The sequence below is a fragment of the Bradyrhizobium sp. BRP19 genome (genome assembly GCF_020194195.1).
Classification (GTDB): domain Bacteria; phylum Pseudomonadota; class Alphaproteobacteria; order Rhizobiales; family Xanthobacteraceae; genus Bradyrhizobium; species Bradyrhizobium yuanmingense.
The window spans coordinates 1-11,415 of the sequence record NZ_JADYVZ010000040.1 but is presented as its reverse complement, the minus strand read 5'-3'; the positions used below and the strand labels follow the sequence as shown (position 1 = coordinate 11,415).

12 protein-coding genes and 1 pseudogene are annotated in these 11,415 nt (G+C 65.3%); 6 read left to right on the top strand and 7 right to left on the bottom strand.

The window, feature by feature from the left end:
* Nucleotides 1-149 precede the first annotated feature (149 nt).
* The gene (locus I6F36_RS37915; protein WP_225173223.1) at nucleotides 150-1,010 is read left to right on the top strand and encodes a DMT family transporter; all 861 of its coding nucleotides are present in this window, start codon (nucleotides 150-152) and stop codon (nucleotides 1,008-1,010) included.
* A gap of 78 nt (nucleotides 1,011-1,088) precedes the next feature.
* Nucleotides 1,089-1,373: a hypothetical protein gene (locus I6F36_RS37910; protein ID WP_036024702.1), complete on the top strand. Its 285-nt coding sequence runs from the start codon at nucleotides 1,089-1,091 to the stop codon at nucleotides 1,371-1,373.
* Between the two features lie 82 nt (nucleotides 1,374-1,455).
* On the opposite strand, the pseudogene I6F36_RS37905 reads toward I6F36_RS37910, so the two are convergent.
* Nucleotides 1,456-2,382: pseudogene (locus I6F36_RS37905) on the bottom strand (LysR family transcriptional regulator); the annotation flags it as partial.
* Nucleotides 2,383-2,478: 96 nt separating this feature from the next.
* On the opposite strand from I6F36_RS37905, the gene I6F36_RS37900 reads away from it, so the two are divergent.
* The gene (locus tag I6F36_RS37900; protein ID WP_225173221.1) at nucleotides 2,479-3,333 is read left to right on the top strand and encodes an NAD(P)H-dependent oxidoreductase; all 855 of its coding nucleotides are present in this window, start codon (nucleotides 2,479-2,481) and stop codon (nucleotides 3,331-3,333) included.
* 9 nt (nucleotides 3,334-3,342) lie between these two features.
* On the opposite strand, the gene I6F36_RS37895 is transcribed toward I6F36_RS37900, so the two are convergent.
* Both I6F36_RS37895 and I6F36_RS37890 read right to left on the bottom strand, forming a co-directional pair.
* Nucleotides 3,343-4,551, bottom strand: a complete 1,209-nt coding sequence (locus I6F36_RS37895) for an EAL domain-containing protein (RefSeq protein ID WP_225173220.1) — start codon at nucleotides 4,549-4,551, stop codon at nucleotides 3,343-3,345.
* 555 nt (nucleotides 4,552-5,106) lie between these two features.
* On the bottom strand, nucleotides 5,107-6,270 hold the full coding sequence (locus I6F36_RS37890; protein ID WP_225173219.1) for a hypothetical protein: 1,164 nt from the start codon (nucleotides 6,268-6,270) through the stop codon (nucleotides 5,107-5,109).
* A gap of 335 nt (nucleotides 6,271-6,605) precedes the next feature.
* On the opposite strand from I6F36_RS37890, the gene I6F36_RS37885 reads away from it, so the two are divergent.
* Nucleotides 6,606-7,235 (top strand): helix-turn-helix transcriptional regulator, encoded by a 630-nt coding sequence (locus tag I6F36_RS37885; protein WP_057026527.1) that lies wholly within the window; start codon nucleotides 6,606-6,608, stop codon nucleotides 7,233-7,235.
* A gap of 69 nt (nucleotides 7,236-7,304) precedes the next feature.
* On the opposite strand, the gene I6F36_RS37880 is transcribed toward I6F36_RS37885, so the two are convergent.
* The 4 genes from I6F36_RS37880 to I6F36_RS37865 form a co-directional block, all read right to left on the bottom strand.
* Nucleotides 7,305-7,553, bottom strand: coding sequence for a hypothetical protein (locus tag I6F36_RS37880; RefSeq protein ID WP_036024694.1), 249 nt, complete (start codon nucleotides 7,551-7,553; stop codon nucleotides 7,305-7,307).
* A 151-nt stretch (nucleotides 7,554-7,704) separates the two neighbouring features.
* The gene (locus I6F36_RS37875) at nucleotides 7,705-8,079 is read right to left on the bottom strand and encodes an Hpt domain-containing protein (RefSeq protein WP_036008515.1); all 375 of its coding nucleotides are present in this window, start codon (nucleotides 8,077-8,079) and stop codon (nucleotides 7,705-7,707) included.
* A 154-nt stretch (nucleotides 8,080-8,233) separates the two neighbouring features.
* The gene (locus tag I6F36_RS37870; RefSeq protein WP_192893380.1) at nucleotides 8,234-8,932 is read right to left on the bottom strand and encodes a Crp/Fnr family transcriptional regulator; all 699 of its coding nucleotides are present in this window, start codon (nucleotides 8,930-8,932) and stop codon (nucleotides 8,234-8,236) included.
* 186 nt (nucleotides 8,933-9,118) lie between these two features.
* Entirely contained in the window at nucleotides 9,119-9,829 is a 711-nt protein-coding gene (locus I6F36_RS37865) for a Crp/Fnr family transcriptional regulator (RefSeq protein WP_225173218.1), read from the bottom strand.
* Nucleotides 9,830-10,224: 395 nt separating this feature from the next.
* Here I6F36_RS37865 and I6F36_RS37860 point away from each other — a divergent pair, with 395 nt between their 5' ends.
* Together I6F36_RS37860 and I6F36_RS37855 are read left to right on the top strand one after the other, a co-directional pair.
* Entirely contained in the window at nucleotides 10,225-10,647 is a 423-nt protein-coding gene (locus I6F36_RS37860) for a response regulator (RefSeq protein ID WP_162131166.1), read from the top strand.
* 404 nt (nucleotides 10,648-11,051) lie between these two features.
* The coding region (locus I6F36_RS37855) for an Hpt domain-containing protein (protein ID WP_225172792.1) at nucleotides 11,052-11,415 on the top strand (364 nt) is incomplete at its 3' end.

The window sequence follows — 11,415 nt, the reverse complement described above, 5'->3', positions numbered from 1 at the left end:
CGTCCAGCCCCCCACCTAACCCATTGATCTTGCAACCCCCGTCTACTGTGCATGGGGTTGTTTTCAAACTTTTGTTGCTCCATGCCATCACGCGAAGCGTTCAACCGCCCCGGCACCCGATCCGCCGCCCCCCACCAAGCGAGACCAACATGCACTCTTCCGCCAGCGGCTGGGGCAACGGGCTTCTCGGCGTCATCATCTTCAGCGGCTCGCTGCCGGCGACGCGGGTGGCGGTGGGGGGCTTCTCGGCGCTGTTCCTGACCTCGGCGCGCGCGGTCATCGCGGCGCTGATCGGGGCGGCGGTGCTCGCCGTGCTCCGGCAGGCGCGGCCGCAGCGCGGAGATCTCGCCTCGCTCACCATCGTCGCCATCGGCGTCGTGGTCGGCTTTCCCCTGCTGACGGCGCTCGCGCTCCAGCACATCACGTCCGCGCGCTCCATCGTCTTCATCGGCCTGCTGCCGCTGTCGACCGCGATCTTCGGCGTGCTGCGCGGCGGCGAGCGGCCGCGGCCGCTGTTCTGGCTGTTCGCTGGGCTCGGCAGCGCAACGGTGGCCGGCTTTGCTCTCGCCGGCGACGACGCGGCCTCGCTTCAAGGCGATCTGCTGATGGTCGCCGCGATCGTGCTGTGCGGCCTTGGCTATGCCGAGGGCGCCGCGCTGTCGCGCCGCCTCGGCGGCTGGCAGGTGATCTCGTGGGCGCTGCTGCTCGCGCTGCCCTTGATGCTGGTGCTCGCCGTGCTGACATGGCCGCCGGTCTGGAGCGGCGTCAGTGTGCCCGCCTGGATCGGGCTCGCCTATGTCTCCGTCTTCAGCATGTTCGTCGGCTTCATCTTCTGGTACCGCGGGCTCGCCATCGGCGGCATTGCCCGCGTCGGCCAGCTGCAGCAGCTGCAGCCGTTCTTTGGTCTGGCGCTCGCCGGCCTTCTGCTCGGCGAGCCGGTCGCAGGCAGCATGATCGCCGCGACGGCAATCGTGGTCGCCTGCGTCTTCTTCGCGCGGCGCTTTGCGTGAGCCAAACCTTGATCTAGATCAATGCCTGTTCCGGCGCGGTGGCTGCCTCTAAACGCAGGAAAAGCGGAGGAGGACGTCATGCGACACCGAACGAAATTGTGGTTAGCCGGCGCCGTTGTTGTCTGCGCAGCATTGGGCTCGGTGCAGTGGTCGGCCGAGGACGGTCTTTCACTCGCGATCCAGAGCGCGGAAGCCCGAGTCGGGCGGCCAGCGACGCCGGCGAGTGTTGCGGGCGTCGCACGTCGAACGACGCGTCGTGCCGTGGTCGGTGGCGCCGCCGTCGGTGCAGCAGCCGCAGGAGCCGCCGTCGTCGCGCCAGCCTGCGTTCGCGTGCTGGTCAACGGCGTCTGGGTCTGCCGCTAGGCCTCACTGCTGCCCCATCACCGTTCGCGTCAGCGCGGCCTTCGCGAACTTCTTCAGCGGCATCGGCTTGCCGAACAGAAAGCCCTGATTGGGGCCTTTCGATCCCGGGTAGTCGCGCGATCTCTCCGGCGAGGAAATCGACCAGGAGGCGTACGCGCGCAATGCCGGACCGCTCCGGCACGATCAGCATGTTCAGCGGCACGGGCGGCGGCGAATAGTCCGGCAGCACGCGTTCGAGCCTGCCGCCCGCGAGCAGGTCGCTGACCAGCCACAGATGCGCCGGCGCAATGCCGCGGCCGGCCGCGAGCGCCTCACGCGCGGCAAGCCCGTGATCGAGGCGCAGCCGCCCGTTGAAGGGTATCGCGTGGCGGCCACCGCGGCGCCCCTGCAGCACGAGGACATCGCTGCCGGCGATGTTGGACATCCGAACGCCCTCGTGCTTGGCGAGGTCTTGCGGGCGCGCGGGCCGGCCACGCGCGGCAAGATAATCGGGTGCGGCCACGAGCACTCGCCGCGACTGGCCGAGCGACTTCAGCCTCATCGTGCTTTCGGCGAGCGGCCCCAGACGCAGCGCGACGTCGACGCCCTCTCTGACGAGGTCGATCCGCTCGTCGGTCAGGCTGAGGTCGACCGAGACCTCCGGATAAGCGTCCTGGAAGGCGAATATCAAGCGGCTGACGTGGAGCACGCCGAACGCCGCGGTGCAGGAGACCCGCACCGTTCCGGCCGGCGCGCCGCGCGTCGAGCGCGCTTCATCACCGGCCTGCTCGACGAGACGCAGGACATGCACGCAGTCGGCGTAGTAATTGCGGCCCTCCTCCGTCACGGTGACCCTGCGCGTGGTCCTGGTGAGCAGCGGCACCCCGACCGCCTGCTCCAGCTCCCGAATGTGCCGCGTCACCGTGGACTGGCCGACGCCGAGCTCGCGCGCGACCGCGGACAGGCTTCCGCGCTCGGCAACGCGCACGAAGCTGCGCATGCGCTCGAGCGTAACCTCCGGCCTATCCATTTTCCGGCACAATCTTATCCATCGGCTACGTCTACCGGATCGCGGGCCACCGCGCTATCTGCCGAGCGACAATCCTCAATCCAACGGTGCCCGAACATGAAAGTGTTGATCGTCTATGCCCATCCTGAACAGCGCTCGCTCAACGGCTCGCTCCGGGATGTCGCCGTCAGAGAGCTCGAGGCGCAGGGGCACGAGGTGCGGGTCTCTGACCTCTATGCCGAAGGCTGGAAGTCCGAGGTCGACCGCGGCGACTTTCCGTCGCTGCCGGTCGATGCGCGTCTCGCGGTCGCCGCGGCATCCAAGCAGGCGTTCGAGGCGGGCACGCTGACTGCCGACGTCAAGGGCGAGATCGAGAAGCTGCTGTGGGCGGACGCTCTGATTCTGCAGTTTCCGCTGTGGTGGTTCAGCATGCCTGCGATCCTCAAGGGCTGGGTCGACCGCGTGTTCGCCTACGGCTTCGGCTATGGTGTCGGCGAGCACAGCGACAAGCGCTGGGGCGACCGTTACGGCGAGGGGACCTTGGCCGGCAAACGCGCGATGCTGATCGTGACGGCCGGCGGCTGGCAGGACCATTATTCCGCCCGCGGGGTCAACGGGCCGATCGACGACCTGCTGTTTCCGATCAATCACGGCATTCTCTATTATCCCGGATATGACGTCCTGCCGCCGTTCGTGGCCTATCAGGCCGACAGGTTCGATGAAGCCGCTTTCGGCGCGACGGCCGAACGCCTGCGCGAGCGGATGAGAACGCTTGCGACAACTTTGCCGATTCCCTATCGGCGCCAGAATGGCGGCGATTACGTCATTCCGAGCATGCAGCTCCGCGCCGGGCTCGAGTCTCCCGGAGCGCGCGGTTTCGCGCTCCACCTCGATTCCGCTCACGAAGGCGGCGCGCCGAGCAAGCCAGGAGCGATGCGGTCAACGGCAGATCTCCGCGAGGAAACGGCGTAGCGAACGCGGTCATCCCATCACGGTGCGCGTCAGCGCGGCCTTCGCGAACTTCTTCAGCGGCATCGGCTTGCCGAATAGAAAGCCCTGCACGACATCGAAGCCGATCTCGCTCGCTGCGATGAGGTCGGCGCGGCTCTCGACCCCTTGTGCTACCGCGCGCGCGCCGAAGGTCTGCGCCAGCTCGACGATGTGACGGCACACTGTGCGCTTCAACCGATCGCCGCCGCTGCCGGTGACGAATTGCCGGTCGGCCTTCAGCTTAACGAAGGGAATCTTGTCCAGCTCCATCAGCGACGGCCAGTTGGCGCCGAGATTGTCGATCGACAGGCCGATATTGTGCAGGCCGACCTCGCGCGCGACCTCGGCGAGGAAATCGAGCTCGCGGATCGCCTCCTCGCTGTCGATCTCGACCGTCAGTCCGCCGAAGGCCGGGTGCGTCGGCACGCGGCGGCACAGATCGCGCACCGCCTGCGGCTCCCTGAGATAAGCGGCGGGAAGATTGATCGACAGGTCGACCGGACTTTGCTGCTCCAGAAGATAGTGCCAGTCCTGCACGGCGCGATCGATCACGAACTCCGACAGCTCGCGAAAATGCGGATCGTGCGGCTCCGGGATGAAATAGGCCGGCGGCACCACGCCCCAGGTCGGATGCCGCATCCGCACCAATGCCTCGGCGCCGTTGCGGACCAGCGTGCGCGCGTCGATCTTGGGCTGGTACCAGAGCTCGAGCCAGCCGGCATGCAAGGCCTCGCCGACATGCACGGCCGGGCTCGGCGCCGGCTCCTCCGGCAGCAGCATCGCAACGCGCTCGCGCAGCGTCTCCGCGGCGAAAGGCGTTGTCAGCGGCGGCAGCATCGCAAGGCCATATTCGTCGCCGACCTGCCGTACGGCTTTGACGATGATCGAATCGCGGGCGCCGACGGCGAGAACCTTGCCGGCAAATGCCTCACGCACCAGGACTTCGAGGAATCGTCCCGGCTCGATGCCGTCGGCGGCGACGCCGAGCAGGATCAGGTCCGGCAATTCGCTCGCGAGCACCGTCTTCAGCTCGTCGGCGCTGGCACATTCGCAGGTGACGAAGCCGAGATCCTCGAGGATCTCGCTGAGGAACGCGCGCAAGTGACGCTTGCTGTCGGCCACGCAGGCGCGCGGCGTCACCTTTCGCCGTCCGAAGGTCACAGGCCTTCGTCCGACGAGTTCAATCATCCCATCGTTCATCGTACACCACTCCCGTTCCGTGACGGTTTCTTAAACGCGGAGCGTGGGTTCAAATAAGGAGAGCTTCACTTCGTTCTTGAATTATCTGAGTAACGTTAAGCCCTGCAATTCGAGCTAATTTGTCGACGAAATCTTTGGGTGCACGCGCGCGGTTGTCGCGAGGCGGCGATGAAGCCGGCGCAACGTGAATCGGCGGCGGCTTTCACGCTGCGTCTTCCCGCGATGCGCGCATCGCCGCCTTTCGCTCGTGACGGTCGTGCGACAACGGGTCCGCGCCGGCGGCCGAGAATGTGAAGCACATCACACGCGTGTTGCCGCGCTCGCGCTAAAGCTCCCCCGAGCCGGTGGAGGGCTGTTGAGGACTACAGCTATGTCGATGCGGCGAATGATGTATTGGTGGTTCAGGTTCGTGCTGTCAGGGCGATTCATGGATCGCTTCCTGTGCCTGCCGCGCTAGCCGCGCGGCGCATCGTGGCTTTTCGCGGCCGAACCGGATCTAGAGCATGATCCGGAAAAGTGTGCAGCGGTTTTCCGGAAAGATCATGCTCAAACGCTTTAGGTTTGCCCGATCAATTTGCGGAACGCCGCCGCGCCGTCCTGCATCGCGTCTCGTCCCTTCCAGGCCAGATAGCTCAGCTTGCCGCCGAGCGTATCGTGGCTGCGCAGCCGCCGCGAGCCGAGGATGTGGCCGACATTGGCAGGGAAGCGGCTCACCTCGGCGGAGACCAGCGCCGCGATTGCATCCATCAATTGCTGGAGGCGGACGCCCCATTCGCATTGCTCGATGCCGTCGATGCGGACCTTGAGCGCATATTCGGTGTCGTAGATGTCGGCGAGCAGGTCGCGGGCGATCAGCACCCGGTTGTGCCGGAGTGCGACACGAAGCGCGAGGCGCTTGTCGTCGAGCCGGTCGAGCACCATGGGAACGACGCAGGCATAGGGCGTGGCGGCAACGTCCGCGGCGGCCTTGCTCGCCGCGGGCTTGGTGGCAAGCCGCACCAATTGCCAGGACGTCCTCAGGCGTCGCGCCACCAGCGCCAGCGCGAAGGGCAGTGCCTGGGGATGGGCCTTCTTGAAGGCGTCGAGCTGCGCGGTGATTTGGGCGACCTGGCCGTCGTCGAACTTCGCGATCTTCTCGGGCAGCTTCTCGTTGAACTTCGGCAGTGCATCGCCGGCGCGCAACACGTGCAGCATCTTCACGACTTCGTCGAAGGCGGTGCGCGAGGCCGTATATTGCCCCAGCTTGGCGCGCGCGGATTCGGCGCTCTCGGGCGAGGTGAGGGTGCTCTCGAGGACCTTGACGACCTTGATCTGGAAGGTCGAGGCGATCTTCTGGACTTCCTTCGGGTTGTTGGCCGCGACCTGGTCGCCGATCGCCTTGATGTAGTCGCGCGCCATGGTCGGCAGCAGGTCGCGGCAGATCCATTCCCAGATCGGGGTGAGGGTATTGCGCGAGATCCGCCCCATGTTGGCATGCTCGGGCGCGCCATCGATCAGCAGCAGCTCGAGCGGCGCGAAGAAATAGCGCGACGGGCTGGTGGCGCGCGCCTGGGTCGATCCGTCCTTGCGGAATTCGGCGCGCAAGCGGGCCTGGATGTCGGCCGAACCCGGCATCTCGATGCCGCACAGCTCGAGCCGTTCGAGCTCGCTGAGCAGACAGCTGCGCGACAGCGGCGTCAGCCTCTGCAGAAATTCCGATAGCCGGTCGATCTCGTCCATGGCACGCAATCTTTCGCAGCGTGTCCCGCGGGCTTGCGGGTCCAATGCGTGGAGGCATTTGCGCGCTCTCAACCTCTCTAGAGAAGCAAGTCGCCGTTAATTAATCCGTAAAATCCGGGGGGTGGATGTCGGAGCAAGGCGTTCGCCGAGGAGCTTTCCCGTTCCCACCCCACGATTTCGGCAGAAAACTCAACCGCTGCATGGTCGCGTGCGGCACCGCGCAAGCACAAATTGTGCCGAAGTCGTCATTTCAGCGTAAAACCGTCTAAATCACCGTAGTCATACGGAGCAAAAAGTTAATCACAGAGCCGCCCCGGTTCCGCTAAACGAGTGACATGGGGTCACAGAATGATACGGCCACCGATTCGCGGCCGTCGGCATGGCACGAGAGCAGCGCTGCTTCAGCTGAAGAGCTCGATTTCGCCCGCCTGAGCGCCTTGCGTGCCAAGGCGGCCGACGAAATGGCGGCTGCCATCGCCCGCGAGCTCAATGGCCCCCTGACCGCGCTGCTGCTCTACATGGGCGAGATCAAGCACCACAGCGATCAGCTCGTCCCCGCGACCGGCGATCGCGCCTATTTGCAGCGGGTGGTGGAGAACGCGCTGGCCCAGACCGAGCGCGTTTGCGGCCTGGTCAAGCAGCTCGCCGGCCCGCCCAAGGGCGGCTCCAAGGGCGGCTTACCCAGCCCGTCCGAAGAAGCGGAATCGAAGGCCGTCCGCGTGCTGCAACCGCCGCGGCCGCCGAGCGCCGATCTGATCGGCCCGTCGGGCCAGAAGCGGCTGACCAGGCGCGAGCGCGAGGTGCTGAGGCTGATCAGCGAAGGCTACTCGAACAAGCAGGGTGCGCTTCGCATGCAGATCAGTCCGCGCACTTTCGAGAGCCATCGCGCCGAGGCGATGCGCAAGCTCGGTGCGCGCAACACCGCGGACCTCGTCCGTGCGGCGCTGCTGCATTCGATCGACTGAGGCCGGGCCCGTCGCCCGCCGTCGGGCGAGACCCGACGCCTATCTCGAAAGTTGGGAAATCCGTGGCGCTCAGAAATAGTCTTCGGCGAAGGGACGTGCGCGCGAGGTGGGACGCAGCGGCTTGATCTCTTCCTTCGGCGCGCTCGGAATGATCGTGATGGTCCAGCGGGGGGGCATGCTCGATTCCTGCTCCAGCACCGAGCGCACGAAGCCGGTCACGGTCGACTCGCCGGCCTTCACCGTCGCCATCCGGCCGTTGAACTGTGCGATCCGGAAGCGACGAACCTCCTTCTGGTCTGCGGTCTCGTAGGTGAACATGGAAAACCCTCCTGGTTTTCCGGGACTATCGCCAGCTATGATTAGCCATCTGTGAAAATCGCAAACCGTAGAAGTACGGCGGGAATGCACGCGCGAGTAGTTCGGAGCGTTTTCACGCGAAGCAGCGCGACGAGCGCGCATCCCAAGCGAGCTAGCCTTGCGGCTCCTGCGCATGCGCGGCGGCGTAGGCCGCATCCATCAGGTCCAGCAGCGCGCGGAATTCGGTCTCGCCGAGGCTTTCCGCGGTTTTCTCCAGCCGGAGCGCCAGCGCTGCCAGCCTGAGATAGCCGAACGTTCCGGCCGCGCTCTTCAAAGAATGTGCTTCGCGCGCGATCCTGGCGTGGTGCTGCGCAGGCGAGAGCGTTCGGAACGATTCCAGGCGCGCGCAGGTCTCGCTCCAGAACACGTCGCGCACTTCGCCGGCACCGTCCTCGCCGATCTCGCGCACCAGCGCTTCGTACGCGCGCGGCTCGCGCGCGGGTTCGGCATCGATCGCGTTCGCAAGCCCGACGGTGACGTCAAACATGTCTTGCCTGCCCTGATCCCGGTTCGTGTCGCGCGGCACGCCGCCGCGCGAGGCATGTCGCGTTTGTACGGCCTTCGAATTTCAGTTCTGGTAGCAGGATGGCTGGTGTTTGCAGGCCGGCATTAGCCCGCGGTTTACCAAGCGACCGCGGCGTTCAGGGCGGGCCGAGCAGCCGGTCGTACTGGGCCTTCACGGCGGCGTAGCATTCGCACGCCGTCTGGCGCAGCCCGTCCAGGTTGGTGATCTGGATGTGTCCGCGGCTGTAGTGGATGAAATTGGCCTGCTGCAGGGAGTTGGCGACCAGCGACACGCTGTTGCGCCGGGCCCCGATCATCTGAGCCATGGTCTCCTGTGTCAGCAGCAGACGCGACTCGCCCGACATGTCATGCGTGTGCAGCAGGCAGCGCGACAGCCGCGACTCCACCGGATGAGCGGCGTTGCAGCCCGCGGTTTGCTGCACCTGGGCGTAGACCGCCAGCCCGTGACGCGCAAGCTGCGTGCGCAGGGCGCTGCTCTGATCGGCGGCCATGCGCAGGCGGTCCAGATCCACCACCGAGGCGGCGCCGGGAACCAGCACGATGGCGGTGTTCAACGCACACGCATCACCCTCGATGGCGAGCGTTCCGAGCAGGCTGCCACGGCCGATCATGGCGACCTGCACATGCTCGCCTTTGGCCAGTTCAACCACCAGCGAGATGACGCCGCGGTGAGGAAAATAGGCGCGCATGAGCGTCTCGCCGGTCTCGACCAGCACCGCCCCGTGGGGCAGATCCACAGTTCGCAGGTGCGGGCGGATCAACTCATAATCGTCTGCCGACAGTGCGGACAGGAAACCGTTGGACGGACGCGCCATGCTTTCCAAAGCTGCCTCCTCCGTACCCTTGCACCTGGGAATCGCACGCCTGCACTCACGCGGTGCGCGGGTAAGTTCCATCATCCTCGCGGCGGGATATATTGGCAATTGAGACAAGTTGTCCGGCCCTGGCGATGCATCGACGCTGCGTGCACGTCGGAACACAGAGATCGCATCGTGCTCCCGTCACGCCACGACTCCCATCAGGCGCAGGTGATGGGCCTTCACCGCCGAATAGCAGCCGCAGGACGTCGCCAGCAGCGCCTTGGGATCGATGATCTCGATCTGGCCGCGGCTGTAGTGAATGATGCCGGCGCGCTGCAGCGCATGCGCGACCAGCGAGATCGCGTTGCGGCGGACGCCGATCATCTGCGCCAGCGCCTCCTGGGTCAGCGGCAGGATTTGGCCGTCGGACAGGTCGTGGGCGCGGAGCAGCCAACGCGCGAGCCGCGCCTCGACCGGATGCAGCGTATTGCAGAGCAGCGATTGCTGCACATGCGCGAGCATGACCTGCTCGTGGCGGACCATCAGCTTGCGGAGGCGTGCGCTTGCGGTCGCGACCGCGCGGAAAACTCCGATTTCGATCACGGAAGCAGCTCCTGGGAACAGCACAACCGCGTCCATCGGCGAGATGCCGTCGGCAAGGGCCGCACCGGCCCACACGACGCTGTCGCGGCCCAGCATCGCAATTTCGATCGTCTGTCCTTCGGACAGGCTCACCCTGATCGAAACGCATCCACCATGCGGGAGGTAGACATGTCTCGGTGCAGTGCCGATCTCGCCCACGACAGATTTGCTGACCATTTCAACCGGCGCGAGGTGCGGACGCAGCAGATCGAAATCCGCGGCATCGAGCAGTTGCAGCAGCTGGTTGGGCGGGCGGCCGCTCACGGTCATGCAGGTTAATCCGGCGGGTTCGATGGACGCTGGGCGCGGCGGCCTTCGTCACTCAGTTGCACGGCGCGCAAATACTAATCTAAAGGTTGTGGTGTCGTCCATATACCCGTTAGAGGGCAGACAGCCTGTCTCGTTTGCGGCGGAATTAAGTAGCGCACGCTGATTCGTTGACGAGGCGGCCGTCCTGCAACGATTGCGCAGGGAAAAAGCGGCAAGGGGGCCTCAGGAGCCGGAAGGCATTGCAGTCGCGCTGGCCATTGGGCCGGCTCGCGTCGCCTCGACCGCGTCCGCAAAAATGTTAGTTTCATCTCTCATCGAAAGCAAAGGAGAAAGGCGTGCCCCACGGTTCGATTGTTGAATCGCCGGAACGGGAAGCTCAATCCGGGCGAGACGATCTGCGCCATATTCTCGTCGTCGACGATGACCCGATGGTGTGCATGGCCATCGAGGTTTACCTCCAGCGCAACAATTTTCGGGTGACGATCGCCGAGGGTGGTGAAGCCGGACTGCGCGCCCTCGAGCACAAGCAATTCGATCTGATGATCATCGACATCTTCATGCCGCACATGCGCGGGTTCGAATCGATCCGGATTTTCCACGACCGGGCTCCGGTCATTCCGCTGATCGCGATGTCCGGCTACGCCTTCGCGAATTTGGACTCGCCCGCGCCGGACTTCCTGCGGATGGCGCTGGAGCTCGGCGCCGCGCGCTGTCTGCGCAAGCCGTTCACGCCGCACGCGCTGCTCGCCGCCATCAACGATTGCCTGGCAGAGCCTCGCCCCCGCTCCGACATTGCCACGGCCGTGCAGCTCGGTTAGCGCGACACGAGCCGCTTTCCCCGCGGGGTAACGCTTCGTTTACCTCGAGCGTGGACCGCCTAGATCCGGCAACGCCCAAGCACTCGCGCGACGAGGGCGCGGCCGGCTTGCCTCGACCGCCTCTATCGTTCTTCACGAGCAGGACTTTCTCGCACGCCGCGTCGCGCGATTAGTGGCTCGTTTACCGCGCGGCTCTCGCCGTTGCGGCGCGGGGATGGTTTTGCCGAAAAGCGCTGCAACACGCGGCAGAACCGCAAACTTCTCTTCAAAATCCGTAGTAGCACGGAGGATGAAATTAACGGGACTGTGAAAGGGGATGTCTAACGATCCAAAATAGGGCGTCCGTCCGTGCCAAGGGTGGCTCGGACGTCGCGTTTGCGGCCCGGGTCAGTAAGGCGTAGCTCATGGATGATCTGTTGCGGGAGTTTCTGACGGAGACCAGCGAGAGCCTGGACACCGTGGACAATCAGCTGGTGAAGTTCGAGCAGGAGCCGAACAACGCCAAGATCCTGGATAACATCTTCCGCCTGGTCCACACCATCAAGGGCACCTGCGGCTTCCTCGGCCTGCCGCGGCTGGAAGCGCTGGCCCATGCCGGCGAGACCCTGATGGGCAAATTCCGCGACGGCATGCCTGTGACCGCCGAGGCGGTGACGGTGATCCTGTCCTCGATCGACCGCATCAAGGAGATTTTGGCTGGCTTGGAGGCGACCGAGGCCGAGCCGGAGGGGAACGACCGCGATCTCATCGACAAGTTGGAAGCGATGG